The organism is Pseudomonas sp. KCJK9058 (assembly GCF_046230975.1).
Taxonomy (GTDB): domain Bacteria; phylum Pseudomonadota; class Gammaproteobacteria; order Pseudomonadales; family Pseudomonadaceae; genus Aquipseudomonas; species Aquipseudomonas alloputida.
Window position 1 is genome coordinate 17,376 of the sequence record NZ_JBJJLR010000046.1, and the last position, 25,534, is coordinate 42,909.

Here is a 25,534-nt window from a genome sequence, read left to right on the forward strand (position 1 = left end):
AACGCGCTGACCTTACCGAGTTTGCCGCGCCGACGAAAGGCGCGCCGTGGGCGGGAAACGGGATGTAACAAAAGCGCCCGGCGCGTGTTTATCGATGAAATCGCAGCATAGGCGATGCCTATGAGGTGGATTGTCTAAGGATATTTCCTTAATCTTTGCGACCTCGCTACAGTGCGCTCAACTTTTCGCTTTGCGGGCCTGCGCGTTTTAGCCTTCCCCAAGTGCTGCGTGGGTCCTTTTTAATTTCTTGGCTGGCGCAGCCGGTACACCGATGCCGGCCCTGCGGCCCGCTCGACAGGAGTTCGACATGTCTGAAGTACGTCATTCGCGCGTCATCATTCTCGGTTCCGGCCCTGCCGGTTACAGCGCTGCGGTGTATGCCGCCCGTGCCAACCTCAAGCCGCTGCTGATCACCGGCATGCAGGCGGGTGGCCAGCTGACCACCACCACCGAAGTCGACAACTGGCCGGGCGACCCCCACGGCCTGACCGGCCCGGCTCTGATGCAGCGTATGCAAGAGCACGCCGAGCGTTTTGAAACCGAAATCGTCTTCGACCACATCAACGCTGTCGACCTGGCCAACAAGCCGTTCACCCTGCAGGGTGACAGCGGCAAGTACACCTGTGATGCGCTGATCGTCGCCACTGGCGCCAGCGCTCGCTACCTGGGCCTGCCGTCGGAAGAAACCTTCATGGGCAAGGGTGTTTCGGCCTGTGCCACCTGTGACGGTTTCTTCTATCGCAACAAGCCGGTCGCCGTGGTCGGTGGTGGTAACACTGCCGTGGAAGAGGCCCTGTACCTGGCCAACATCGCCAGCAAAGTGACCCTGGTACACCGTCGCGAAACCTTCCGCGCCGAGAAGATCCTGGTCGACAAGCTGAACGCCCGTGTGGCCGAAGGCAAGATCGAGCTCAAGCTCAACGCCACCCTGGACGAAGTGCTGGGTGACAACATGGGCGTAACCGGTGCGCGGCTGAAGAACAACGACGGTAGCAGCGACGAAATCAAGGTCGACGGCGTGTTCATCGCCATTGGCCACACCCCGAACACTTCGCTGTTCGAAGGCCAGCTGACCCTGAAAGACGGCTACCTGGTAGTCAACGGCGGCCGCGAAGGCAACGCCACCGCGACCAACGTCGAGGGTGTGTTTGCCGCTGGCGACGTGGCTGACCACGTTTACCGCCAGGCCATCACGTCGGCCGGTGCGGGCTGCATGGCAGCGCTGGATGTCGAGCGCTACCTGGACGGTTTGGCCAACGCCTCGTTCTGATCTGAGAAAAAGGGGTGCAAAGCGCCCCCAATAAAAAACCGGCCAAGCGCCGGTTTTTTATTGCCTGCAATCAGCTCACAGGCTCAGTCGCATCGACAGGTCCACCGCTTTCACATCCTTGGTCATGGAACCAATCGAGATGTAGTCCACCCCTGTCTCGGCGATCACCCGCAGGGTCGTTTCGTTGACCCCGCCGCTGGCTTCAAGTTTGGCTTTGCCAGCGGTAATGCGCACGGCTTCGCGCATTTCGTCCAGGCTCAGCTCGTCGAGCATGATGATGTCCGCGCCAGCGGCCAGCGCCTGGCGCAGTTCGTCCAGGCTTTCGACCTCGATTTCCACTGGCTTGCCCGGCGCAATGCGGTGCGCTGCGGCCACCGCCTCGGCTACGCCGCCGCTGGCGGCGATGTGGTTTTCCTTGATCAGGAAGGCGTCGTACAGGCCTATGCGGTGGTTGTCGCACCCACCGCAGGTCACTGCGTATTTTTGCGCCAGGCGCAGGCCCGGCAGGGTTTTGCGGGTGTCCAGCAGGCGCACCTGAGTGCCTGCAACCAAGTCGGCGAGGAAGCGCGCACGGGTGGCGACCCCCGACAGCATCTGCAGGAAGTTCAGTGCGCTGCGCTCCCCACTGAGCAGCGAACGGGCCGGGCCTTCCAGGTGGAACAACGGCTGATTGGCAGTGGCCTGCTCACCGTCGGCCACCTGCCAGTGCACAGCAACGCGCGGGTCGAGCTGGCGGAATACGGCATCGACCCAAGCGGTACCGGCGACCACGCAGTTTTCACGGGTGATGATGGTCGCTTTGGCCAGGCGCTCGGCCGGAATCAGTTGCGCGGTGATATCGCCACTGCCGATGTCCTCCAACAGCGCGCGGCGCGCGTTGGCTTCAATTTCAGCGGTCAGGTCGGCAAGGCGTAGGTTCGGCATGGTCGGCTCCACAAGCTAGGTGCCCGCGATTATAGGGCAGGGGGCCGGTGTGTACAGCCGCCTTGGCGCTGACCTTTGGTCGGGCGTTGTGAGTAATCGGAGCCGATCAGGGTCATTAGCCAGCCAGCGAAACGGCGCTGGTAGCTATACGGTTTTTTACCGATAATGGCGACTGGTATTTGGCGCCATGGCTTTGACGATTTTCAGCCCTTTCGGGCAAGACACCCTGCAAGGAGTCCAGGATGCAAAAAGAAGGCAAGGTGGTGCCCTTGGCGGCAGCCATCGACCGAGGGGGGCGCACGCCTCATCCTTGCCTTCCGGTCGTGTTGCTGCAGGTGCGCGACAAGGCCGCGTTGCAGTTGCGTCAGGGCCTGCAGGACTTGTTCGACAATGCCGATGACATGCTCTTCGAAATGGCCGACAAGGCCTCGGACCGCGGTGACCAGAACCTGTACTTCGAGGCCATGCGTGACCTGCGCCTGAAGCGCAAGAGCATCGAGCGTGGTTTTCTGGATACGTTCCATGATGCTTTCCTCCGAGCCGGCCAGGTCGACTTGCTGGCAAACCTGGTCGAGCCGGGCAACCCGCGCAGCAAGGCTCAAATGGAGCGGGCCGCCGCCATCGAGGGCATGGTGGCGCGGGTGCTGTCACGCGATGGCATTGCCCTGCAGCAACTGGGTCTGCGCCTGCAGGCATTGCTCGACCGCCCCCTGTACGAGCAGCACAACCCATTGGGGCCAGCCGCGCTGTGTCGTTACTTCCTCGAGGCCGGGCGCAATCTGGGCGTTGGCCTGCGGGTAAAGCTGGTGCTGCTGAAGCTGTTCGAGCGTTATGTGCTGCGTGATGCCGATGTGATCTATGGCGAAGCCAACCAGTTGCTGGCCGCTGCCGGTGTACTGCCCGAGCTGCAACCGGCGCCGCGCCGGCGTGCCGAAGACCGGCGCATGCGTGCGCGCCCCGGGCCGGCGAACTTTGGCCAGGAGGAGGGGGCGGACGCCGCAGGGCAGGCGTTGTTTGCCTCGTTGCAGGCACTGCTGGCGCCGGTGCGCGGGCAGTTCGCTCCGCGCTTGCACGCGGTGGCTGCCGCCCAGCCGATCAGTACCGCCGACCTGCTCCGGCTACTGTCGCATTTGCAGCGCTATGTGCCCGCCACGTACGAGGCCGATGACTTCGAGCTCGGCCAGCAGCTTGAGCAGCTGCTGTTGCGGGTGAGTGTGCGCAGCGGCACGCGTCGGCGCCTTCACGTGGCTGACGAAGACATGATCAACCTGGTTGGCCTGCTGTTCGCGTTCATCCACAACGATGACAATCTGCCGGCCAGCCTGCGGGCGCTGATTGCGCGCCTTCATATTCCCCTGCTCAAGGTGGCATTACTGGACAAGGGGCTGTTCAGCCGGAGTAGCCACCCGGCGCGCCGTTTGCTCAACGAAATCGCCGGCGCCGCGATTGGCTGGGAGTGCGGCAGCGAGTGCCAGCGTGACAGCTTGCACGTGCGGGTAGAGCGTATCGTCCAGCGCCTGCTCAATGATTTTGCCGACGATGCAAGCCTGTTCGCCGAGTTGCTCGACGACTTCCTGGCATTCAATCAGGACGAACGGCGACGTAACGAGTTGCTGGAGCAACGCACTCGCGACGCCGAAGAAGGCCGTGCCCGGGCAATGCAAGCCAGGCAGCAGGTGCAGCACGTGCTCAACCAGCGCCTGCGTGGCCGGGTACTGCCGCAGGTGGTGGTGCAAATGCTGGTGCAGGCCTGGAGCCAGGTACTGCTGCTGGCTTGGCTGAAACAGGGCGAGGCCTCACAGGCCTGGCACGACGCAGTGCAGACGATGGACATGCTGCTGGCCAGCATCACGCCGCCACATGAGCCACAAGCCTTGCTGCAGCAAGTGCCAGGCCTGCTCAAGGCGCTGCGCGATGGCCTGGCCAGCGTAGCCCTGGACGCGGTGGCGACCCGCGAGTTCTTCCTGCAACTGGAACAGTTGCACCTGCGCGCCTGCGCAGGTAATGAGGCGCTGCCGGGCAGGGAGGGCCAATCCTTGGGCGATGTGCGGGTGGCTGAAGAGATTGTGCTGGCTATTGCCGAAGAGCCCGCCTGCGTGCCCCTGCACGCTGCCGACGGGCAGGCTGCAGCGCTGCGCCAGGCGCAACGCCTGCGCATCGGCACCTGGGTCGAGGTGCTCGACGAGGATGAACCACTGCGCTGCAAGCTGGTCGCGCGCATTGACAGCAGTGACAGGCTGGTGTTCGCCAACCGCACCGGCATGAAAGTGCGCGAGTGGAGCAGTGCCAGCCTGGCCCAGGCACTGCAGCGGCACGAAGTGCGCGTGCTGGATGACCGCCTGTTGTTCGAACGGGCGCTGGAGGCGGTACTTGAGAGCTTGCGGCAAGGGCTGGCGCAATAGGTCGACGCATTACAATCATTCACATGCACACGGTGTTGGCCGCAGGGCATACTGTGGGCATGTTCACGGCGTTTTTCAGGATCTGCCCATGCAATTGGACCGTGCCACTGGCTGGTTCCACGGAATCGGAATCACCCACTGCCCCTCGCCGAACTTCAATGCGCGCCCCGAAGGCGAATCGATTTCCCTGCTGGTGATCCACAACATCAGCCTGCCCCCGGCCTGTTTCGGCACGGGCAAGGTGCAGCAATTCTTCCAGAACCGCCTGGCCCCTGATGAACACCCGTATTTTGCCAGCATCAACCACTTGACTGTGTCGGCGCACCTGTTCGTCGAACGTGACGGCGCGGTGACGCAGTTCGTGTCGTTGCATGACCGTGCCTGGCATGCGGGTGTGTCGAGCTTTGACGGGCGCGAAGGCTGTAACGACTTTTCCATCGGCATCGAGCTGGAAGGCACCGACGACCTGCCCTATACCGATGCCCAGTATGCGGTGCTGGAGCAACTCACCCGGCACATCCGCAGTGCCTGGCCGGCCATCGACCTGAACCGCATTCAGGGCCACAGCGACATTGCCCCGCAGCGCAAGACCGACCCCGGCCCGGCCTTCGACTGGCCGCGCTACCGCCAGGCGCTGCAGCACAACGAGGACAAGGCATGAGTTTTCTGGTGTTGGTGCTGGCGCTGTGGGTCGAGAAGTTTTCGGCGCTGCGCCATAAGGTGCAGCGTGACGGGTTCTTTCTTGGTGAACTGGTGCGCCTGGAACGCAGCGGCAAGGTGCACCCGTGGTGGACGTTGGCCATCCTGGTGTTGGCGCCGGTAGCGCTGCTGGTGTTGCTGCTGCATGTGCTGGAGCCGGTGGCGTATGGTTTGCTGGCGTTGCCGGTGCACCTGCTGGTGCTGATCTACAGCCTGGGCCGCGGCGATGCCAAGGCATCGTTGGGGGCGTTTCGTGATGCCTGGCGGCGGGGGGACGATCAGGCGGCGCTGCACGTAGCCGAGCGTGACCTGGGCCTGGTGGCCGATGAACCCCACAGCCTGCTGGTACGGGTGCAGGGTAACTTGCTGTGGCAGGTGTACCAGGGCTTTTTTGCGGTGATCTTCTGGTATTTCGTACTGGGCCCTGGCGCTGCGCTGGCTTATCGATTGTTGGCGCTGTGTAGTGAGCACAGCAAGCAGCCGGCTTTGAAGGCGCGTGCCGAGCAGTTGCGGCACATCATGGACTGGTTGCCGGTGCGGGCGCTGGCGTTGAGCTTTGCCCTGGTGGGCAACTTCCTCGCGGTGACACGGGTGATGCTGCACGAGGTGCTCAACTGGCACATCAGCGCCGGGCACCTGGTGGCTCGGGTGGGGCGGATTGCCGATGACATTCCCGAAGAAGAGGACAGCCAGCGCGGTTTGGGGCGGCTGGACAGTCTGTGGGAATTGCTGTTGCGCTGTGCAGTGCTGTGGTATGCCGGGTTCGCGCTGTGGACCGTGCTGGTCTGATTCGGGGCCAATCGCATCCCACGCGAATCCCGGTCACCCGAGTTTCACCAGCCGAACAACGTGCAAGCATTGCGGGTGCTGGCCTGTGCCAGCACCTCGACATCCAGCTCCATCACGTGCGCCAGCGCCGTGGCAATTTCCGGCAGATGCTCCGGGCTGTTGCGTACCCCCGGGTACATCGCCGGTGCCATGTCCGGTGCATCAGTCTCCAGCACCACACTGTCCAGTGGCAGCCGCGCCAGCGTCTTGCGCAGCCGCAGCGCCTGCGGCCAGGTACCCGCACCGCCCAACCCAAGCAGGAAGCCCAGCTTGATGTACTCGCGGGCCTCTTCGTAGCTGCCGGCAAACGCATGAATCACCCCCGCCCGCGCTGGCTTGTAGCGCTTGAGTGTGGCAATCACCTGGGCATGGCTGCGGCGCACGTGCAGCAGGGCCGGTAGTTCGAAGTCGCAAGCCATCTGCAGTTGCGCTTCGAACAGCGCCTGCTGGCGGGTCTTGTCAAGGTCTGCGAGGTAATAGTCCAGGCCAAACTCACCTACGGCACATAGCCGCGGGTTGTCGCGCAGGCGCTCCAGCCACTCGCGCAACTGCACCAGGTGCTCAGGGCGATGCTGGTCGAGGTAGACCGGGTGCAGGCCAAGCGCGGCGAACAGGCGCGGCTCGGCGCAGGCCAGCTCCCACACGCGCTGGAAATTCGCCTGGTACACCCCCAGCACCACCATCCGCTCCAGCCCACGGGCCGCCGCGTTGGCCAGCAGGCGCGGACGGTCGGCGTCGAAGTCGGGGAAGTCCAGGTGGGTGTGGGTGTCGATCAGGCGCATGTTCAGGCCGCTGAGATGCGTTGCTTGAAGGTACGGCCAACGGCGTGCACGCCGGGTTCATAGCGTTTTTCCTCGATGGCGGCCAGTGCCAGTTCAAGCGCAGTGGCGGCAATCTGGCCATGCTGCTGGGCCATGGCATTGACCGGCAGCGGCAGGAAGTCGAGCAACTGGTTGTCGCCAAAGGTACCCAGCTGCAGTTGGCGCGAGTCGACCGGGCGCGCCTGGAGGGTGTCGAACACGCCCTGCAACAGCACGTACGAAGTGGTCACCAGAGCATCCGGCAGGCCCCCCAGGTCGTCGATCAGTTGCTGCATCAGGCGTTGGCCGCACTCACGGCTGAACGCTTCGCCCTGATAGCGGCGCACTTCGCCGGTATAGCCTTGCAGGGCTTCGTCGAATCCGCCGGCACGCGCCTGGCTAACCGACAGCTCGGGGCGCGCGCCTATCAGGGCGATGCTGCGTGGGGCCGAGCTGAGCAGGCTGGCGGCCAGCTGGCGGCTGGCATCGCGGTCGTCGCTGATCACCGAGCAGAAGTGTGCGGGGTCCAGGCGGCGGTCGATGGCAATCACCGGCAGGCCTTTGTCCTGCAGCTCGCGGTAGCTGTCATCTTCTGGCGGCAGGCAACTGGCAACGAACAGCGCATCGCATCGGCGCGCACGGAACAGTTGCTGCAGTTGGCGCTCGCTGTCTGGCTGGTCGTCGCTGCTGGCGATCAGCAGCTGGTAGCCGCGGGCGCGGGCGCCTTGCTCCAGTTGCTTGGCAATGCGGGCGTAGCTGGGGTTCTCCAGATCCGGGAGAATGAAGCCCAGGGTGCGGGTATGCCGGCTGCGCAGCCCAGCAGCCTGCGGGTTGGGGGTGAAGCCGTGGGCTTCGACCACCGCGCGTACCCGCTCGACAGTACTGTTACTGATGCGCTGCTGTTCAGCCTTGCCATTGATGACGTAGCTGGCAGTGGTCACGGACACACCGGCCAGACGGGCGATATCGCTGAGTTTCACCGAATTTTCCTTGTTATTACCGGGGCTGGCTGTAAGGCCGGACCGGGTAGTTTGACCCGGTACAGGCATCACGCGCAGACGACCATTGTCGCAATTGTCCGACAGGATGGGGCTTTTTACTGGGCAGATTATCGAGTAACGTGGCCGTCTGGTCAGATTAAACGTTTCAGCTGCCGAATTTTCTGCCTCGGCTGCCACCTGCGCAAGGCTGCTGAACTGGCCCTTTATGTGAATTTCACAACAATACTCCAGTACCCGAACGGGAACTGCAAAAGGAGAAGGTCATGCTCGAGCTCGCCAATGAGCAGATAGCCATGGGCCAGAAGGCCGCCGACAAGGCCGAGGCATTGCGCCTTTTGGCGGATCGGCTGGTTGCGGACGGCCTGGTTGCCGACGGTTACCTGCAAGGGCTGCAGGCCCGGGAGGCACAAGGCTCCACGTTTCTTGGCCAGGGCATCGCCATTCCCCATGGTACGCCGCAAACACGTGACCTGGTGTATGCCACCGGCGTACGACTGCTGCAGTTCCCCGAGGGAGTAGACTGGGGTGACGGGCAAATGGTCTACCTGGCCATTGGTATTGCCGCCCGCTCCGACGAACACCTGCGCCTGCTGCAGCTGTTGACCCGGGCGCTGGGCGAGACCGACCTGGCCGAAGCCTTGCGCCGTGCCAGCTCTGCCGAAGCGCTGCTCAAGCTGCTGCAGGGCGCGCCCCAGGCGCTGGCGCTGGATGCGCAGCTGGTCGGCCTGAACGTGCCGGCAGAAGACTTCGACGAACTGGCCTGGCGCGGTGCCCGCCTGCTGCAACGTGCCGACTGTGTCGACAGTGGCTTTGCCGCCGTGCTGCAGCAGGCCGAGCCGCTACCGCTGGGTGAGGGCCTGTGGTGGCTGCACAGCGAGCGCCAGGTTCGTCAACCGGGCCTCGCCTTCATCACCCCGCAGCAGCCGCTGCGTTACCGCGACCAGCCGCTCAACGGTCTGTTCTGCCTGGCCAGCCTTGGCGCCGCTCACGAGGCCCTGCTCGAGCGTCTGTGCGAAGTGTTGATCGAAGGCCGCGGGCAGATGCTCTACCAGGCCACCAGCAGCCGTGCGGTACTGGAAGTGTTGGGCGGTGAAGCGCCGGCGGACTGGCCTAGCGCACGTGTCGTGCTGGCCAATCCACATGGCTTGCATGCGCGCCCGGCCAAGGTGCTTGCACAACTGGCCAAAGGCTTTGAAGGGGAAATCCGTGTGCGCCTGGTCGATAGCGCGCAGCCAGCCGTATCGGTGAAGAGCCTGAGCAAGCTGCTCAGCCTCGGCGCACGCCGTGGTCAGGCACTGGAACTGGTCGCCGAACCGAGCATCGCTGCCGATGCCTTGCCGGTGCTGCTGGCGGCTATCGAGCAAGGCTTGGGTGAAGAGGTAGAACCGCTACCGCAGAGCGTCGCGCCCATTGCCGATGACGTACCCGAAGTACTGCAAGCGCCAGCGGCCGGCAGCCGTATCCAGGGTGTGGGCGCCGCCCCCGGCATTGCCAGCGGCCCGGCGCATGTCTGTGTCGAGCGTGAGTTCGACTATCCCTTGCGGGGTGAATCGTGCGCCCTGGAGAGGCAGAAACTGCGCGAAGCCTTGGCTACCGTCAACGGCGAACTGCAGGCTTTGGTCCTGCGCAGCGACAAGGCCATTGGCGAAATTTTCGTCACCCACCAGGAAATGCTTGCCGACCCGGCCCTGACCGATGATGTCGAACAGCGCCTGGCCCAGGGCGAAAGCGCTGCGGCCGCGTGGATGGCCGTGATCGAAGCTGCGGCCCGTCAGCAAGAGGCGTTGCACGATGCGCTGCTCGCCGAGCGCGCCGCCGACCTGCGCGATATTGGCCGCCGCGTGCTGGCGCAGTTGTGTGGGGTGCAGGCGCAGGCTGAACCCGAGCAACCCTATGTGCTGGTGATGACCGAAGTCGGTCCATCCGATGTCGCCCGCCTGGACCCCAACCGGGTTGCCGGCATTGTCACCGCCCAGGGCGGCGCCACGGCCCACAGTGCCATCGTCGCCCGGGCGTTGGGCATACCAGCAGTGGTCGGCGCGGGTGCATCGATACTGCTGTTGGAGAGTGGTACGCCGCTGCTGCTCGATGGCCAGCGTGGTGTGGTCAGCGTCGCACCGCCAGCGGATGAACTGCAGCGGGCGCTGGCCGAGCGTGACCTGCGCGAGCAACGCCTGCAGGCCGCCTGGGCCAACCGCTTCGAGCCGGCTATCACCCGTGATGGGCATGCCGTCGAGGTGTTTGCCAACATCGGCGATAGCAACGGCATCGCCAAGGTGGTGGAGCAGGGCGCCGAAGGTGTCGGCCTGCTGCGCACCGAACTGATTTTCATGGCCCACCCTCAAGCGCCGGATGTGGCTACTCAGGAAGCCGAGTACCGTCGCGTGCTCGATGGCCTCGATGGGCGCCCGCTGGTGGTGCGCACCCTGGATGTTGGCGGCGACAAACCGTTGCCTTACTGGCCGATCGCTGCCGAGGAAAATCCCTTCCTCGGCGTGCGCGGCGTGCGTTTGACCCTGCAGCGCCCGCAAGTGATGGAAGATCAGTTGCGCGCGTTGCTGCGGGCCGCCGACCAGCGCCCGTTGCGTATCATGTTCCCGATGGTTGGCCAGGTGCACGAGTGGCGTGAGGCTCGGGCCATGGTAGAGCGCCTGCGTGCAGAAATCCCGGTAGCCGACCTGCAACTGGGCATTATGGTCGAGGTGCCTTCAGCGGCCCTGCTGGCAGCGCAATTGGCGCGCGAGGTGGACTTCTTCAGCATCGGCACCAACGACCTGACTCAATACACCTTGGCCATCGACCGTGGCCACCCCAGCCTCTCGGCACAGGCCGATGGCCTGCACCCGGCGGTATTGAGCCTGATCGACATGACCGTGCGCGCCGCCCATGCCCACGGCAAGTGGGTGGGCGTGTGTGGCGAGCTGGCGGCCGACCCGCAGGCGGTGGCCGTGCTGCTGGGGCTGGACGTGGACGAACTCAGCGTCTCCGCGCGCAGCATCGCCGAAGTCAAGGCACTGGTTCGCCAGGCCGATCATCAGACAGCCCGCGCCCTGGCGCGCGAGGCCCTGCAACAGGACAGCGCCGCAGCAGTTCGCGCGCTGGTGGAGCGTTACTGAATGGCCAAGATCCTCACTCTTACCCTGAACCCTGCGCTGGATATCACCATCGGCCTGGACACTCTGCGCCCAGGGCAGGTCAACCGTAGCCAGGCGCAGCACAGTCACGCCGCAGGCAAGGGGCTGAACGTTGCCCAGGTACTGGCCGACCTGGGGCACAGCGTAACCGTGGGCGGTTTCCTCGGGCGCGACAATCTGCAGCCCTTCGAGGCGCTGATCGACGGCCGCGGTTTTACCGACTGCTTTGTCCGTGTGCCGGGCGAAACCCGCAGCAATATCAAGCTGGTCGAGGCCGATGGCCGCGTGACCGACATCAACGGGCAGGGCCCGGAGGTCGACGAGGCGGCACGCAGTGCCTTGCTGCACAGGCTGGAACAGATTGCCCCCGGTCACGATGCCGTGGTGGTGGCCGGTAGCCTGCCGCGTGGAATCAGTGCCGACTGGTTCCGCCAGTTGCTCGAACGGTTGAAGGCCCAAGGCCTCAAGGTAGTCCTGGACAGCAGTGGTGAAGCCCTGCGTGTCGGCTTGCAAAGCGCGCCCTGGTTGGTCAAGCCCAATACCGAAGAACTGGGCGAAGTGCTAGGCCTGGCTGTGGATAACCTGGCGCAACAGCGCGCCGCCGCCAAGCGCCTGCTGGACAGTGGCGTTGAACACGTGGTGGTGTCTGCGGGCGAGCAGGGCGTCACTTGGTTCAGTCGCGATCTGGCCCTGCAGGCCCGCCCACCCAAGGTGCGGGTGGCCAGCACGGTGGGGGCGGGGGATTCGCTGGTGGCCGGCATGGTCCACGGCCTGCTGCTGGCCGAGGCGCCTGCACAGACGTTGACCCGGGCCACTGCCATCGCCGCCCAGGCCGTTACCCAGGTTGGCTTCGGCATCCATGACCGCGAGCACCTGGCGCAGTTGGAAGCGGCCGTGCAACTGACAGAACAACAAGAGGGTTGCCGATGAACATTGCCATAGTCACCGCCTGCCCCAACGGCCAGGTATCGAGTGTACTGAGCGCACGCTTGCTGTCCGCCGCTGCCCAGCGGCGCGGCTGGAGCACCAGCGTCGAAGTGCAGAATACTGAACACCCCGAGCGGCAACTGAGCGCTGCACAGATCGCCGAGGCTGACTGGGTGCTTGTGGTCAGCACCGGGCCGGTGGACCTGGCCCGCTTCGTCGGCAAGCGCCTGTACCAAAGCACGCCGTCCCAGGCGCTGGCTGATCGCGAAGGCTTTCTCGACGAAGCGGCGGCCAACGCCGAACTGCTGGCCGCTGTGACAGGCACCCCCGCCGCAGTTGGCAGTGCTGGCGCCCGCATCGTTGCCGTCACGGCATGCCCGACCGGCGTAGCCCATACCTTTATGGCCGCTGAAGCCTTGCAGCAAGCCGCACAACAACTGGGCTACCAGCTCACCGTCGAGACCCAGGGCTCGGTCGGTGCGCGCAACCCCTTGTCCGCTGACGCCATCGCAGCGGCCGACGTGGTGCTGCTGGCCGCCGACATTGAAGTACCCACTGCACGTTTCGCCGGTAAACGTATTTACCGTTGTGGTACCGGCATTGCCCTCAAGCAGGCCCGCGCTACCCTGGACAAAGCCTTGGCGCAGGCCACGGTGGAAAACGCTGCCGACGCTGCAGCGGCGACCACGCCGGCCAAGGGCGAGAAAACCGGCGTGTACAAGCACTTGCTGACCGGTGTGTCGTTTATGCTGCCGATGGTGGTGGCCGGCGGTCTGCTGATTGCCCTGTCGTTCGTGTTCGGTATCGAGGCCTACAAAGAGGCGGGCACCTTGCCGGCGGCGTTGATGCAGATTGGCGGTGAAGCCGCCTTCAAACTGATGGTTCCGCTACTGGCAGGCTATATCGCCTGGTCCATCGCCGACCGCCCCGGGCTGGCCCCGGGCATGATTGGCGGCCTGTTGGCCAGCACCTTGGGGGCCGGCTTTATCGGTGGCATCGTCGCCGGTTTCCTCGCCGGTTACAGTGCCAAGGCCATTGCCCGATGGGCGCGCTTGCCCAGCAGCCTGGAGGCGCTCAAGCCGATCCTTATCATTCCATTGCTGGCCAGTCTGTTCACCGGGCTGGTGATGATCTACGTGGTCGGCCAGCCGGTAGCGGCGATGCTCGAAGGCCTGACGCACTTCCTCGACAGCATGGGCACCACCAATGCCATCCTGCTGGGGCTGTTGCTGGGCGGCATGATGTGCGTCGACCTTGGCGGGCCGATCAACAAGGCCGCCTATGCGTTCTCGGTGGGGCTGCTTGCCTCGTCGAGCTACGCGCCAATGGCGGCGACCATGGCCGCCGGCATGGTGCCGCCGATTGGCTTGGGCATTGCCACCTTCCTGGCCCGGCGCAAGTTTGCTCAGAGCGAGCGCGAGGCGGGCAAGGCGGCGCTGGCGCTGGGGCTGTGTTTCATCTCCGAGGGGGCGATTCCGTTTGCCGCCAAGGACCCGTTGCGGGTGATCCCGGCCAGTATCGCCGGTGGTGCGTTGACCGGGGCATTGTCGATGTATTTTGGCTGCAAGCTGATGGCGCCGCATGGCGGCTTGTTCGTGTTGTTGATCCCCAACGCGATCAACCATGCGTTGCTGTATTTGCTGGCGATTGTGGCGGGTAGCCTGGTGACAGCGGTGGTGTATGCGGTTATCAAGAAGAGCGAGGGTGTGGAGTTGGCCGTGGCGCCTGCTAAAAGTGTATGAGCAGACCTCGTTCTGTGGGAGCGGCCTTGTGTCGCGAAAGGGCCGCAAAGCGGCCCCGGCAATCTAAGTTGCGAAGCTGAAAATCTGGGGCTGCTTCGCAGCCCTTTCGCGACACAAGGCCGCTCCCACAAGGACTGCGCCAGGCTTTAGATGTGTACGGCGACCTTCAGGGCTTCCAGCGCCGGCTAGGCCTTGATGCCCAGCGCTGCACCCAGCTCCATTACCCAGGGTTGATGGGCGGTTTTGCGGTGATGAGGTTTCTCGATACCGCGCTGGGCTGAGGCTGAACACCGGCCTGTGGGAGCGGCCTTGTGTCGCGAAAGGGCCGCGAAGCGGCCCCGGCATTATTTGCATCGACGCTCCCGGGGCTGCTGTGCAGCCCTTTCGCGACGCAAGGCCGCTCCCACACGGATCGCGCCAGCTTTCAGAAATTGAGCAAGACAGTTGCTCCCACAGAGCCCGTGTTGGCCTTTCAACGGCGATGCTTCTGCCGCAACGGTACCAGTAGATCACCCAGCCCGTTGTGATCGATCTCATGCATCAACGCCAGCAACCCGCCCAGTTCCCCTGCCGGGAAGCCCTTGCGCGCAAACCACGCCAGGTAGTCCCCGGGCAGGTCGGCAATGATCCTGCCCTGGTACTTGCCGAACGGCATGCTGCGGGTCACCAGTAATTCGAGGGTTTCCGGCTTCATCTTCGCGCACCTGGCTGTGGAAAGGCGCCGACCATACTGCAATCTGCACGAAGCCCCAAGCGGCAATCATGCAGAACGCCGTAAACAGTAGTCTCCCATAAAGCTATAAGTTATTGAATAATAAAGGGTTTGCGTTTTTTAAAAGCGTGGCACGAACACTGCATTTCTCTAGTGGACTATCACCTGCCAAGGAGTTCGACCATGAGCAACCCCAACAAAGACGTGATCGACGTACTCAACGACCTGATCGAGTACAGCAAGGATGGCGAGAAAGGTTTCAAGGCCTCGGCCGATGATGTAAAGAACCCCGAACTGAAAGCGTTCTTCGTCCAGCGTGCGGGCGAGTGCGCCAACGCTGCCAGTGAATTGCAGGGCGAAGTGCGCCGCCTGGGCGGTGATCCGGAAACCTCTACCAGCATCAGTGGCGACCTGCACCGCGGCTGGGTCAACCTCAAGTCGATGGTCACCGGCAAGGACGAAGAAGCCGTGCTGAACGAGGTGGAGCGTGGCGAGGACCACGCCCTCAAGGCCTACAAGGAAGCCCGCGAAAAGCTGGTGAAACTGGGCCGCACTGCCAGCGACATGACATACAGCCTGGTGGAAAAGCAGCTGCAAGGCGTGCAGCGCAACCATGACCAGGTCAAGGCCCTGCGCAACGCTGCCCGCGCCCGCTCCTAATCGAGCGGGCCCTCTACCCGATTTCGGCCATTGGCCTTGGCGCGGTAGAGCGCTTCGTCCGCAGCACCCAGCACCCTGCCAAGGTCATGCTGGGTGCCGGACAGACCGATACCGATGCTCACGGTCACTGCGTGGGCATCATCCGCAAACGGCGCCAGCGCCTCGACGCTGGCGCGGATGCGTTCAGCCAGTAGCTGGGCCCCGGCCAGATCGGTTTCCGGCAGCACTACCTGAAACTCCTCCCCACCATAGCGCGCAGCCAGGTCTGCCGGGCGACGAATGCAGGCTTCGATGGCCTTCGCCACCTCGCGCAAGGCATGGTCGCCACCGGCATGGCCATGGCGCTGGTTGAATGCCTTGAAGTGGTCCACGTCCACCATCAGTATCGCCAACGGCTTACGGCTGCGTTGGGCGCGGGCCCATTCCTGGCGCAGCACATGGTCCAGCCTGCGGCGGTTAGCCAGGCCAGTCAGGCTATCGGTGGAAGCGAGCATCGCCAGGTTTTCTTCGGCTTCGTGGCGGCGGCGCAGTTCGCGGCCAAGCAGCAACGTCAGCCACAGAATGCCCACGCACAGACCGCCGGTGGCGACGCTGACCAGAATGGCGGTGCGGCGCCAGGACTGAAACACCTCGTCGGCCGAATCCACCACCAGTACGATCAGGGGCAATTGCGCGACCCGGGCGAAGGTGAATATGCGCGGCTTGCCGCTGCTGTGGGAGCGGGCGGTGAAGTTACCGCTTTGTTCACTGAGGATGCGCTTGAAATTGGGCCGTTCGGTGTAGTAAGTGCCAATCAGCGGGTCTTGCGCGGGGGAGGGCTGGCGGACGAGCAACTGCCCGTCGGTATTGAACAGGTTGATGCTGCTGTCGTGGCCAATGTCCAGGCGCTGGAACAACTCATTGAAGTACGACAGGCGCAGCGCACCCGCTGCCAACCCGGCGAACTCGCCATTGGGGCCCGAGATGCGTCGGCTGAAACTGATACACCAGTCCAGGTCGCCAAGCTTGGCCTTGAACGGGGGGCCCACCAGCAAGCCGAGGTTGGCATTGTGCTGGTGGGCCTTGAACACCCCGGTGTCGCCGAAGTTGGCCTTGCGTGGCACGCTGCTGGTGGAGTCGCCGACGACATTGCCTTGCTTGTCCAGCCACAGCACGTCACCGCGCTTGCGGTCGACGAAGGCTTCATTGAACAGCAGGCGCTGGCGTATCGGGCCGGGGACTTCCGGCAGTTCCTTGCGCCCGACGGCCCAGATCAGGCCTTGCAGTGATTGGTCGTAGAGTTCGACGTTGCGCAGAATGTCGCTTTCGATCAGCTGGACGATGTTGTTCGACGAGCGCACCGCCGACTGCTCGACACTCTCGCGCTCGCGGGCAAGCAGGTAGCTGACGATGGCCACGATGGCGAGCACGGCAAGGCAACTGCCCAGATTGAGGATCAGCTCGGGGTGCGACCTGTAGATTGCGAAACGCGGGGATTGGGTGGGCATGCTCGCTACTGCGTGGGCAGGGCCATTCGCGGCGGCGGTATTCTAGGGAAGCAGGGATTGTCGGACAAGATTTGTCCGACGGAAGCACGGTGTACTGTTCTTTTCGAGTTGCCGTGTACCCCTGTAGGAGCGGGTTTACCCGCGAAAACCGGCGAAGCCTTCTTCGCGGGTGAACCCGCTCCTACACTGGCAGCAAAAGATCAGAACACGTTCAGTGGGTAATCGACGATGACCCGCAGTTCATCGTTGTCGCTGTTGCTGTCGATCGACGCATAACCCTGGCTGCCGCGGTGGGTGGCATAGCGTACCAGCACCGACAGGTCCTTGAGGTCACCTTCCTGGAACACGTATTTCACGTCCAGGTCGCGTTCCCAGTGCATGGCGTTCTTGCCATCTTCACGGTAGTAGTCGTAGTGAGTGGTGTCCTGAGTGGCCTTGGTCAGGTCAGCCTCGCCGCGCGAGTAGGACAGCGAGGTAGACAAACCAGGCACGCCGACACCGGCGAAGTCATAGCCGTACTGCAGTTTCCACGAACGCTCGTTCGGCGCGTTGAAGTCCGAGTACATGCGCGAGTTGTCCAGGTACACGCTGTCGCCCAGGTTGATGTAGTCGAATGGCGTGTTGCCGTTCACTCGCTGGTAGGCGGCGGTGACGCTGTGGAAGCCTGCGTTGACGGTGAAGTGCACGCTGTAGGTGTTGTTATCGATCTTGCCTAGCAGGGCCTGGCCGGTGTCCTGGGTGTGATAGAAGTGCACGCCCGGGTTCAGGCTGACCAGGTCATTGACCACATAGGTGTAGTCGAAGTCCGCGTAGTACTGGTTCCAGATGTCCTTCAGCTCGGCGGCGTACAGGTTGGCGGTGATGTGCTCGGTACCGCTCCACGACGCGCCGGCCCAGTTCAGGTGCTTGCTCTTGTCGTGCTCGTCCAGTGACCCGTAGTAGGTGTCGATGCGGCGGTGGCCGCTCTGGTTGTACGGGTGGGTGAAGCTGACCTGGCCGCCTTCGAGCAACAGGCCATCAATGCTGGTGTTGGTCAGGCTTACACCGCGGAAAGTTTGCGGCAGCATGCGCGTTTCACCGCCGGCGATCACCGGGTTGGTGAGGAACAGGTCACCGGCTTTCAGTTCGGTGTCGAAGGCCTTGAGCTTGACCGCAGCACCGGCAGTGGAGAACGAATGCGGGGCAGCGCCCAGTTCGCCGTCGTCCTTGATGTGTTCGGGCAGGATGCTGGTGCCGGCATGGCCGCCACCGCCGTCGAGCTTCAGGCCCAGCATGGCATGAGCATCCAGGCCAAAGCCGACCACACCAGGGGTGTAGCCCGACTCGAAACGCGCTACCGCGCCCTGGCCCCACTCGCGGGTGTCGCGCACGCCGGCGTTGTGGTTGTCGCGGTTGAAGTAGGCATTACGAAAATGCAGGTTGAAGGACGAACCTTCGATGAAGCCATCAGCCTTGTCTTCATCTGCCTGGGCGGCGAAAGGGATCGTTGCAGTCAACGCAATGAAAAGCGGGGTAAAACGAAACGCGGAAGGCACCGGTACTAGCTCCTTTGGTCTGACGGTGGGGCAGTTTTTATATTTGAATGTGCGTCTTTTTATAGGTACACGTTACAGCCGGGCTGAGTGTTAAAGCACATAAAAAAAGCCGCTGATCGGCAGCGGCTTTAAAAGGCTAACATATCGGCACCGGAGGTGCCCATGGCGTAGCCAAGGGAAAGAAGGAACAGCGACAGCGTTTGATCAGCTGTCGGCATTGGCATCGACGGTCACTTTGGAAGCTGTCTGTTTCGCGTCTTTTGCGGTATCTGCCTTGTTTGCGGCAACAGCCTCACGGGCCTCTTGATGGACCGCCGCGAACGCTGCATTACGGGTAACGAAAGCCGGGGATTCTTCGGCCATGGCCAGGGGCGACAACAACAGGGAAGACAGGACGAAGACGCTGGCAATACCCATACTGTTGGACATTTGAAACTACCTTCTTGCGGTGCAAGTGCTAATGGGGACAGGGGTAAAGTTAGTCCTTTCAGTGCACTCGAAACAGAGCGAAGTGCGATAAGCACTGTTGCGCAAAAGGTAACGATCCTTGCGAAAATCAATAGGACTTTCGGCAAAAGTCCCGTGCTAGAGCAGCTGCACAGGGTGCCGCCTTGGGCAAAATGGTCAGGCTAGAAACCGATAAAGGCGTAATAAACCGGGGTTTGATGGGTTGTGTGCAAACCCAGTGCCTGCAAGCTTGCCGTCAGCGCTTCATCCTGCACATGCAAGGTCCACTGTGCCGCTTCATTCCCCTGTACCTGCGCCAGTGCCGCAGCAAAGGCCCCCATATCCGGCAAGTAGGCGGTAAACCCATTCCCCTTGAGCGCACTGGTCGTCATGCCCAATGCCTGGCACACCGCCACCTTGGCGGCAATGTCATCGCGGTCGGCCTGGCGCGAAGCCTGTACCAGTGCCTGCAGTTCCACATCGACCAGTTGCGCGCCATGAATCAGCTCCGGCCCCTGTTGCCAAGCCTCAGGCGGGCAGTCTTTGCTGTCTGGCCGCAGCGGGATATGCGGGTTGATTTCTACCGGATAGATGCGACACACCAGCGGGCGCTGCTCATAGATGGTGCAGAGGTCGTTGGCGTCGAGGTTACGGCAACGTCCGGGGTTGAATGCAGCAAAGGTCACCGAGACGCGTGCCTCGCCCTCGCCACAATGCACTGGATGGGAGCGTCGCAGCACATGGTCACGCTGCTCCAGCGGCATGCCGGGGCCGTCCACGACGAAGGCCTCGATCAGTACCACCACCTGGCCGGCATCGTCCGCCCAGCGACGCGCTTCGGCCAGCGTCAGTGGCACATGGTGGCCGGTGCAGCATTTGCCGCAGCCGGTACAGCCGAAACGTAAGCGGTCGGTCACTTGGCCTCCGGGCTCCATTCACTGACGAAAGCACGCTGGTGCTGGCGGTCGTACAGGCACAGTTCGGTGCCGGTGCGCTGCTGCATGTGCTTCTGTGGGTAGACGCCTTCGATCAGCAGGGCACTCATGCCGACCTGGTCATCAAACTCGGCGGGCTTGCCGCGGGCATGGGCGTCCTTGAACTGGCTGGCGGTCAGGCAAGCCTTGAGCATCTGCTGGCGTTGCTCGTTCCAGGCCTGGCTACTGGAGGCCTGGGCAATACCGCTGAAGAGGGCGCAGCTGATCAAGATAGAGCTGAGAAGCTTCATACGCGATTCCGGCAATTTTCTTGCGAGGGGCGCGAATTATGCCCGAGTCACCCCCGGCGGCAAGCCGGGGAGTTTGTCGCTGAATATATCAGTGCTCGGCGAACACCACGGTACGCGCAGCCACCACCAGACAATCGGTCAGCTCTGGCGAGGAGAACTTGGTAAGGATGGCATTGGCCCCGGCCTGGGTCGCCTTTTCACTGCTCATGGCACTGTCCAGCGAGGTGTGCAGCAGCACGTACAGGTGCTGGAAGTCGGGGGTTTCACGCAGCGTGCGGGTGAAGGCGTAGCCGTCCATTTCGCTCATTTCGATGTCGGAGACGATGATGTTGATCTCCTGCGCGGTGCCTTGCAGCTCCAGCAGCACGTTGATGGCGTCTTTGGCGCTGCGCGCGGTGTGGCATTCGATACCGAGGTTGCGCAGGGTGTGCACTGACTGCTGCAGGGCCACCTGGCTGTCGTCCACCACCAGGATGTTGGCGGCGGCCAGCAGGCTGGCGTCTTCTTCGTTCAAGGTGCCGTGCGCTGGTTCGGCGACGGGCGGGGCGATGGCGTGTATGACTTTTTCGATGTCCAGCACCTGCACCAGAGTGTTGTCCACGCGCGTCACACCGGTGATGAACGAGCGGGTGCCCGAGGCGTAGGGCGGCGGTTTGATGTCGGTGCTCAGGCAATGCACGATGCGGCTGACTGCCTGTACATGTAGGCCTTGGCGCGAGCGGCTGATCTCGGTAACGATCAGGCAGCCACCCTGCGGGTCGACCAGTGGTTGTTCGCCAATGGCGCGGGACAAGTCGATGACCGACAGCGAGTGGCCCCGCAGGGTTGCCACACCTTTTACGTGGGGGTGTGACTCGGGCAGCTTGGTCAGCGGCGGGCAGGGGATGATCTCGCTGACCTTGAGCAGGTTGATTGCCATCAGCTTGCCGCTGCGCAGGGTGAACAGCAGCAGGGATAGCGAATCCGCGCGGGCATTTTGCGTGGCCATGGTGACCTTCGGTGGGGAGCAGGGGATATCCGGTTATCGGCCTGTTTTGGTCGGGCTTTAGGCAATTTGCACAGAACTCAGGAGTGCTTGGGCCCCTTGTGGAAGCGGGTATGCCCGCGAAACGTGCGTCGCGGTGCATGGCACCGGCTTCGCCGGTGTTCGCAGGCATGCCCGCGCGCGCAGGGATGTGTGTAAATAACTGGATCAGCGTTCGCGCAGGGCCTCCTTGGCCCGGTTCAGCGGCTTGATCAGGTAATCGAGGATGGTTTTCTCGCCGGTTCGGATATCCACCGTGGCAATCATCCCTGGCACGATCGCAAAACGCTTGTCGGCCTTGTTTTGCAAGCTGTCCTGTTCGGTGCGGATGAACACGCGGTAGTAGTAGATTTCCGGTTTGACCTCGTCCTGCAGGGTATCCGGCGAGATGCCCACCACCTTGCCGTCCAGCCCGCCGTACACCGAGTAGTCATAGGCACTGATCTTGACCTTGGCCGCCTGGTCGGGGTGAATGAAGGCGATGTCCCGTGGCGCGATGCGGGTTTCGATCAGCAGGCGTTCGTCCATCGGCACGATCTTCATCACCTGGCCACCGGGCTGCACCACGCCACCCAGGGTGTTGACCTCGATGTCCTTCACGATGCCGCGCACCGGCGAGCGCAGGGTCAGGCGGGTGAGCGAGTCGCTGCGCCCACGGATCACTTCCGACAGGGCGTCCGCTTCGGCGCTGGCCTTGGCCAGTTCTTCCCGGGCGCGCACCAGATAGTCTGAGCGCGCCTCGTTGGCTTTGAGTTCCAGCTCGGAACGCTGGCGGTTCAGGCGGATCACTTCAACCCGGCTGGAGGCACCCATCTTTGCCAGGTTCTCGGTGATTTTCAGCTCGCTGCGCACCAGCTGCAACGAGTCCTGAATACCTGCCAGGGTCTGTTCCAGGCCGCGGCGGCGGGTCTGGTACAACGCGGTTTCGGCATCGATCAGGTCGGGAGAGTCGCGCAGGCTCGCCGGGAAGGTCAGGGGCTTGCCGGTCACCTCTGCCTGCAGGCGAGCCTGGCTGGCTTTGGCAGCCCGGTACTTGGCCTCGCTTTCACCCACGCTGGAAGCCGTCTTGGTCGGATCGAGCTGGGCCAGCACTTGGCCGCGCTCGACCAGGTCGCCTTCGGCCACGCTCATCTGCGCGACGATACCGCCCTCGAACGACTGAATGACCTGCTCTCGCGAACTTGGGATGACCTTGCCTGTGCCGGTGGACACCTCGGTCACCTCGAACCAGGCCGCCCAGGCCAGGAACGCCGCCAGCATCAGCGCGCAGAGGGTGATGATGCGGCCGGCGCGGAACACCGCCTGGTCGTCCTGCCCGTCCAGGTAGGAAGCCGGGAGTTCATGGTTGCTCATGCCTGGGCTCCCTGCAGTTTGGCCAGCGCGGCATCGCGCGCGTCATCGATGACGATGCGCCCGGCGTCCAGCACCAGGATGCGGTCGACCCGCTGCAGAACACTCAGTCGATGTGTTGCGATCACCAGTGTACGGCCCTGACAGAAGCGCTCCAGGTTATCCAGCAGCTTGCGCTCGGTCATGTCGTCCAGCGACGCGGTCGGCTCGTCCAGCAGCAGTACTTGCGGCTGGCGTACCAGCAGGCGCGACAGCACCAGGGCTTGGCGCTGGCCGCCAGACAAGCCCAGGCCTCCTTCGAGGATCAAGTGGTCCATGCCCTTGGGCAGGCGGCGGACGAAGTCCAGTGCGCCAGTGGCGGCCAGCGCGGCCACCAGTTCCTGGTCGCTGGCCTGGCCGGCGCCGAGGGTGAGGTTTTCCCGCAGGGTGCCGTGGAACAGCCTCGCGTACTGCGGCAGCAGGCCGACGTCACGGCGCAGGTCAGCAGGGTCGAGGTGGGCCATGGCGATGCCGTCCAGGCTGATCTCGCCCTGTACCAGGTCCATGGCCCCACCCAGCGCCTGCAGCAAGGTTGATTTGCCGGCGCCGTTGCGGCCCAGCACGGCAATGCGCTCGCCCGGCTGGATGTCCAGCCGGCCAATGTTCAGCACTGGCGGGTAGTCTTCGCTGTAGCGGAAGTTGGCCTGGCGCAGGCGGTACTCGCCGTGAATGGCTGGCAGGTGCACGCGGGCTTCGCCTTCGGGGTGGTCGACTGGCGACAGCATCAGCTTGTCCAGGCCTTGCAGCGCTACCTTGGCCTGCTGCCAGCGGGTTAGCACATGGGTCAGCTGGGCGAGCGGTGCCATCATCCGCGACGAAAGCATGGATGCCGCCACCAGGCTACCCGTGGTGAGGTCGCCGGCGATGACCATGGGTGCGCCGATCACGATGACCACGGCAAACACGGCACCCTGCACGTTCTGCGTCCAGGTCACCAGGCCGTTGGTGAGGGTGCGCAGGCGCAGGTTGGTGTGCGCGCAGGCCGCGTTGTACTGGTTCCACTGCCGTTCGAAGCGAGCCTCCGCCTGCAGTGCCTTGATCTCGTCCAGGCCTTGGATACTTTCCACCAGCATGGCGTTGCGCAGCGCCGACTCACGCATCGAGGCATTGGCCAACCGTGCCAGGCGCCGTTGTGCAAGCAACCCGGGCAACACCATGGCCAGCAGCGCGACCAGCGGGATGAACACCAGTACGCCGCCGATCAGCCAGAACACGAACAGGAACAGCAGGAAGAACGGCAGGTCGGCCAGCACCGTGGCGGTGCTGGACGTGATCAGGTCGCGGATCGACTCCAGCTCGCGCAACTGCGAGATGAACGAGCCGGTGGACTTCGGCCGCACCGAGTTGCGCAGGCGCAGGGCATGGCCGTAGACCAGGTCGCTCACCCGCAGGTCGGCGCGCTTGCCAAGCAGATCGGTCACCTTTAGCCGCAGCAGGCGCATGCTGAAGTCGAACACCAGTGCCAACACCACACCGCCAAACAGGACGTAGAGGGTGGGCAGGGATTCAGCCGGTATCACTCGGTCGTACACCTGCATCGAGAACAGCACGCCGGCGAGCGCCAGCACGTTTGCCACCAGTGAAGCGACCATCACCTGCCCATAAGGGCGCAGGTCACGCAGTACGATGCGGGCGAACCAGTGGCGGTCGTAAGGCGCGGTGTAGTCGTCGGTGCGCACATCGCGCAGTGGCCGGGCCGGGCGCAGCAGGGCCACGCGGTTGATACGGCCTTTGAGGGTGTCGCGGGGCAGGCGCGAAGTCAGGCCCTGGTCACCGGCGAACACCACTGCCAGGTCGTCCTCTTCGGTCACCGACTCGACCACCGCCAGCTGCCCGTCGTCCAGCTCCAGCACCAGCGGCGTGCGCCATTGCCGCAGGCCCTTGGCATCGAAGTGCACGAAGCGCAATGCCAGCCCCGCCTGACGTGCCATGTGGCGGAGGATTTCATTCAACGGGCGGGCATCCTCCGCAGCGGCCAGGCGAATACGCTGGGGTGATACGTCCAGGCGGTAGTGGTGTGCCACCTGCAACATCACCTCAAGCCAGGGGCCAAGGTCTGGCCGGTGGACGGCGGCCTGCTCCGGCGCGGGCGCCTGGTTGGGCAGGGTCACATCGATCGAATCACTCATGGCTGGATCTCCACACCTTGCAGGTTGCGCCCCTCAAGGCCAAAGGCCGTGCGCAGGGCGCCGGTGTTGTACAGGCAGTCGACATCCAGGCGCAGCAGATCGGAGCGGGTGCCGGCAAGTTCGTAGCGTGACTGGTAGATCTCCTGCTCGGCGTTGAGCAGGTCGAGCAGTGGCCGTGTCCCCAGGTCCAGGTACTGACGCCCGTAGAGCATGCGTGCCTCCTGGATGCTGACCTGGCGTGCTTCCAGCGAGGTTAGCCGGCGGCCCAGCCCGGAGGTTTGCGCCATGGCCTCGGCCAGGCCTCGACGCGCTTGCAGGCGTGCGGCGTCTTCGGCGGCGTCGGCGGCGGTCAGCGCGTGGCCGGCGGCGCGGGTACGGGCGCTGATGGAGCCCCCTTGGTAGATGGGGACTTCGACGTTCAGGTAGATGCCCGCCTGGGTGCGGTCCAGCCGTGCGTTATCGCGGTTGTAGTCGTCGTCCAGGTAATGATTGACCTGCGGTTGCAACGACAGGGTAGGGTAGGCCTCCGCCTTGGCCTGGGCCAGCTCTGCCTGGCCCTGTGCGCGCTGGGCCAGGGCCATCAGCACGGCGGGCAGGCGGTCATCACCCTGTGCAGGGCGCTTGCAGGCCTGGTTCAGCTCGGCGGGTGAGCCTTCGGCCAGTGCCGGTGGGGTAACGCGGCCCATCAGTGCCGCCAGGGTCGAGCGCCAGCGCTCGTACTGCGACTGGTACTCTTCCAGGGTGGCACGGGCGCTTTCCACGCGGGACTCGGCCTGCACCACGTCGGAACGGGTACTGGCGCCCATGTCGCTGCGCTGGCGCGCCATGCCGGCAATGTCGCCCACGCCGCGAATCTGGTCGCGGGCAATCGTCATCAGTTGCTCGTAGCGGCGGGTTTCGATCCAGGCATAGGCTGTGTCGCGGGCCAGGTCGTCGACCACCAGCAGGATATTGGCCTGGGCGCGGGCGGCGGCCGCCTGGGCCGCGTTGACGGCGCTGTCGACCTTGCCGAAGTCATAGAGCATTTGCTTGAGCGACAGGTTCAGGGCCTGGCTATTGCGGTCGCCGCCATAGCCGGTGTCATAACCGGTGCGCAGGCCACCGGAAATCTGTGGGTAATACCCCGCACGGGCGACGTTGATGCCTTCGCCCTGCTTGTAAAGGTTGCCGATGGCCTCAGCGATGCTCGGGTGCCATTG

Annotated in this window: 21 protein-coding genes; 8 read left to right on the forward strand and 13 right to left on the reverse strand. The window is 63.8% G+C overall.

From position 1 onward, the window contains the following. The first annotated feature begins 307 nt into the window (after nucleotides 1-307). Nucleotides 308-1,270 (forward strand): thioredoxin-disulfide reductase, encoded by a 963-nt coding sequence (gene trxB / locus ACK59Z_RS20875; protein WP_059396049.1) that lies wholly within the window; start codon nucleotides 308-310, stop codon nucleotides 1,268-1,270. A 75-nt stretch (nucleotides 1,271-1,345) separates the two neighbouring features. Here trxB and nadC read toward each other — a convergent pair whose 3' ends face one another. Then, nucleotides 1,346-2,194, reverse strand: coding sequence for a carboxylating nicotinate-nucleotide diphosphorylase (nadC, locus tag ACK59Z_RS20880; RefSeq protein ID WP_409293633.1), 849 nt, complete (start codon nucleotides 2,192-2,194; stop codon nucleotides 1,346-1,348). A gap of 242 nt (nucleotides 2,195-2,436) precedes the next feature. Between nadC and ACK59Z_RS20885 the strand changes: the two genes are divergently transcribed. The 3 genes from ACK59Z_RS20885 (at nucleotide 2,437) to ampE (ending at nucleotide 6,084) form a co-directional block, all read left to right on the forward strand. Further along, nucleotides 2,437-4,596 carry a DUF1631 domain-containing protein gene (locus tag ACK59Z_RS20885; protein ID WP_409293634.1) on the forward strand — a complete coding sequence of 720 codons (2,160 nt, stop codon included), beginning with the start codon at nucleotides 2,437-2,439 and terminating at the stop codon, nucleotides 4,594-4,596. Nucleotides 4,597-4,684: 88 nt separating this feature from the next. After that, on the forward strand, nucleotides 4,685-5,257 hold the full coding sequence (ampD, locus tag ACK59Z_RS20890) for a 1,6-anhydro-N-acetylmuramyl-L-alanine amidase AmpD (protein ID WP_004575862.1): 573 nt from the start codon (nucleotides 4,685-4,687) through the stop codon (nucleotides 5,255-5,257). Then, complete coding sequence (gene ampE, locus ACK59Z_RS20895) at nucleotides 5,254-6,084, forward strand: regulatory signaling modulator protein AmpE (protein ID WP_003247314.1); 831 nt, start codon at nucleotides 5,254-5,256, stop codon at nucleotides 6,082-6,084. Before ampD ends, ampE begins: the two co-directional genes overlap by 4 nt. A gap of 44 nt (nucleotides 6,085-6,128) precedes the next feature. On the opposite strand, the gene ACK59Z_RS20900 is transcribed toward ampE, so the two are convergent. Together ACK59Z_RS20900 and cra are read right to left on the reverse strand one after the other, a co-directional pair. Further along, a complete protein-coding gene (locus tag ACK59Z_RS20900; protein WP_003247313.1) occupies nucleotides 6,129-6,905 on the reverse strand; it encodes a TatD family hydrolase in 777 nt (258 codons plus the stop codon). 2 nt (nucleotides 6,906-6,907) lie between these two features. After that, entirely contained in the window at nucleotides 6,908-7,903 is a 996-nt protein-coding gene (gene cra, locus ACK59Z_RS20905; protein ID WP_003247312.1) for a catabolite repressor/activator, read from the reverse strand. 284 nt (nucleotides 7,904-8,187) lie between these two features. On the opposite strand from cra, the gene ptsP reads away from it, so the two are divergent. From ptsP to ACK59Z_RS20920, 3 genes are read left to right on the forward strand one after another with little or no spacing between them, the layout of a single operon-like run. Then, the gene (gene ptsP / locus ACK59Z_RS20910) at nucleotides 8,188-11,040 is read left to right on the forward strand and encodes a phosphoenolpyruvate--protein phosphotransferase (protein ID WP_108191820.1); all 2,853 of its coding nucleotides are present in this window, start codon (nucleotides 8,188-8,190) and stop codon (nucleotides 11,038-11,040) included. Continuing rightward, nucleotides 11,041-11,988 carry a 1-phosphofructokinase gene (pfkB, locus tag ACK59Z_RS20915; RefSeq protein ID WP_100773942.1) on the forward strand — a complete coding sequence of 316 codons (948 nt, stop codon included), beginning with the start codon at nucleotides 11,041-11,043 and terminating at the stop codon, nucleotides 11,986-11,988. Beyond that, a complete protein-coding gene (locus tag ACK59Z_RS20920) occupies nucleotides 11,985-13,727 on the forward strand; it encodes a PTS fructose-like transporter subunit IIB (RefSeq protein WP_003247309.1) in 1,743 nt (580 codons plus the stop codon). Before pfkB ends, ACK59Z_RS20920 begins: the two co-directional genes overlap by 4 nt. Nucleotides 13,728-14,199: 472 nt before the next feature. On the opposite strand, the gene ACK59Z_RS20925 is transcribed toward ACK59Z_RS20920, so the two are convergent. Beyond that, complete coding sequence (locus tag ACK59Z_RS20925; protein WP_003247308.1) at nucleotides 14,200-14,421, reverse strand: DUF3820 family protein; 222 nt, start codon at nucleotides 14,419-14,421, stop codon at nucleotides 14,200-14,202. Nucleotides 14,422-14,622: 201 nt separating this feature from the next. On the opposite strand from ACK59Z_RS20925, the gene ACK59Z_RS20930 reads away from it, so the two are divergent. Beyond that, nucleotides 14,623-15,099, forward strand: coding sequence for a PA2169 family four-helix-bundle protein (locus ACK59Z_RS20930; RefSeq protein ID WP_003247307.1), 477 nt, complete (start codon nucleotides 14,623-14,625; stop codon nucleotides 15,097-15,099). Here the strand turns inward: ACK59Z_RS20930 and ACK59Z_RS20935 are convergent. From ACK59Z_RS20935 to ACK59Z_RS20975, 9 genes are all read right to left on the reverse strand, one after another. Further along, a complete protein-coding gene (locus ACK59Z_RS20935) occupies nucleotides 15,096-16,586 on the reverse strand; it encodes a sensor domain-containing diguanylate cyclase (protein WP_003247306.1) in 1,491 nt (496 codons plus the stop codon). The two genes, ACK59Z_RS20930 and ACK59Z_RS20935, sit on opposite strands and share 4 nt — an antisense overlap. A gap of 200 nt (nucleotides 16,587-16,786) precedes the next feature. Next, nucleotides 16,787-18,121 (reverse strand): OprD family porin, encoded by a 1,335-nt coding sequence (locus ACK59Z_RS20940; RefSeq protein ID WP_010952035.1) that lies wholly within the window; start codon nucleotides 18,119-18,121, stop codon nucleotides 16,787-16,789. Between the two features lie 204 nt (nucleotides 18,122-18,325). Next, nucleotides 18,326-18,550 (reverse strand): hypothetical protein, encoded by a 225-nt coding sequence (locus ACK59Z_RS20945; protein ID WP_012051219.1) that lies wholly within the window; start codon nucleotides 18,548-18,550, stop codon nucleotides 18,326-18,328. A gap of 200 nt (nucleotides 18,551-18,750) precedes the next feature. After that, nucleotides 18,751-19,485 (reverse strand): YkgJ family cysteine cluster protein, encoded by a 735-nt coding sequence (locus ACK59Z_RS20950; protein ID WP_108191817.1) that lies wholly within the window; start codon nucleotides 19,483-19,485, stop codon nucleotides 18,751-18,753. Beyond that, nucleotides 19,482-19,793 carry a hypothetical protein gene (locus ACK59Z_RS20955; RefSeq protein WP_003247302.1) on the reverse strand — a complete coding sequence of 104 codons (312 nt, stop codon included), beginning with the start codon at nucleotides 19,791-19,793 and terminating at the stop codon, nucleotides 19,482-19,484. Before ACK59Z_RS20955 ends, ACK59Z_RS20950 begins: the two co-directional genes overlap by 4 nt. 88 nt (nucleotides 19,794-19,881) lie before the next feature. Further along, entirely contained in the window at nucleotides 19,882-20,781 is a 900-nt protein-coding gene (locus tag ACK59Z_RS20960; protein WP_003247301.1) for a chemotaxis protein, read from the reverse strand. 204 nt (nucleotides 20,782-20,985) lie between these two features. Beyond that, the gene (locus ACK59Z_RS20965; protein WP_409293635.1) at nucleotides 20,986-22,170 is read right to left on the reverse strand and encodes an HlyD family type I secretion periplasmic adaptor subunit; all 1,185 of its coding nucleotides are present in this window, start codon (nucleotides 22,168-22,170) and stop codon (nucleotides 20,986-20,988) included. After that, a complete protein-coding gene (locus tag ACK59Z_RS20970) occupies nucleotides 22,167-24,335 on the reverse strand; it encodes a type I secretion system permease/ATPase (RefSeq protein ID WP_409293636.1) in 2,169 nt (722 codons plus the stop codon). Before ACK59Z_RS20970 ends, ACK59Z_RS20965 begins: the two co-directional genes overlap by 4 nt. Beyond that, the coding region (locus ACK59Z_RS20975) for a TolC family outer membrane protein (protein ID WP_409293637.1) at nucleotides 24,332-25,534 on the reverse strand (1,203 nt) is incomplete at its 5' end. The genes ACK59Z_RS20975 and ACK59Z_RS20970, both read right to left, overlap by 4 nt.

Coding starts and splice junctions, on each gene's coding strand:
- trxB (WP_059396049.1), top strand. CDS start 308: ATGTCTGAAGTACGTCATTCGCGCGTCATCATTCTCGGTTCCGGCCCT.
- nadC (WP_409293633.1), bottom strand. CDS start 2,194: ATGCCGAACCTACGCCTTGCCGACCTGACCGCTGAAATTGAAGCCAAC.
- ACK59Z_RS20885 (WP_409293634.1), top strand. CDS start 2,437: ATGCAAAAAGAAGGCAAGGTGGTGCCCTTGGCGGCAGCCATCGACCGA.
- ampD (WP_004575862.1), top strand. CDS start 4,685: ATGCAATTGGACCGTGCCACTGGCTGGTTCCACGGAATCGGAATCACC.
- ampE (WP_003247314.1), top strand. CDS start 5,254: ATGAGTTTTCTGGTGTTGGTGCTGGCGCTGTGGGTCGAGAAGTTTTCG.
- ACK59Z_RS20900 (WP_003247313.1), bottom strand. CDS start 6,905: ATGCGCCTGATCGACACCCACACCCACCTGGACTTCCCCGACTTCGAC.
- ptsP (WP_108191820.1), top strand. CDS start 8,188: ATGCTCGAGCTCGCCAATGAGCAGATAGCCATGGGCCAGAAGGCCGCC.
- pfkB (WP_100773942.1), top strand. CDS start 11,041: ATGGCCAAGATCCTCACTCTTACCCTGAACCCTGCGCTGGATATCACC.
- ACK59Z_RS20920 (WP_003247309.1), top strand. CDS start 11,985: ATGAACATTGCCATAGTCACCGCCTGCCCCAACGGCCAGGTATCGAGT.
- ACK59Z_RS20925 (WP_003247308.1), bottom strand. CDS start 14,421: ATGAAGCCGGAAACCCTCGAATTACTGGTGACCCGCAGCATGCCGTTC.
- ACK59Z_RS20930 (WP_003247307.1), top strand. CDS start 14,623: ATGAGCAACCCCAACAAAGACGTGATCGACGTACTCAACGACCTGATC.
- ACK59Z_RS20935 (WP_003247306.1), bottom strand. CDS start 16,586: ATGCCCACCCAATCCCCGCGTTTCGCAATCTACAGGTCGCACCCCGAG.
- ACK59Z_RS20945 (WP_012051219.1), bottom strand. CDS start 18,550: ATGTCCAACAGTATGGGTATTGCCAGCGTCTTCGTCCTGTCTTCCCTG.
- ACK59Z_RS20955 (WP_003247302.1), bottom strand. CDS start 19,793: ATGAAGCTTCTCAGCTCTATCTTGATCAGCTGCGCCCTCTTCAGCGGT.
- ACK59Z_RS20960 (WP_003247301.1), bottom strand. CDS start 20,781: ATGGCCACGCAAAATGCCCGCGCGGATTCGCTATCCCTGCTGCTGTTC.
- ACK59Z_RS20965 (WP_409293635.1), bottom strand. CDS start 22,170: ATGAGCAACCATGAACTCCCGGCTTCCTACCTGGACGGGCAGGACGAC.
- ACK59Z_RS20970 (WP_409293636.1), bottom strand. CDS start 24,335: ATGAGTGATTCGATCGATGTGACCCTGCCCAACCAGGCGCCCGCGCCG.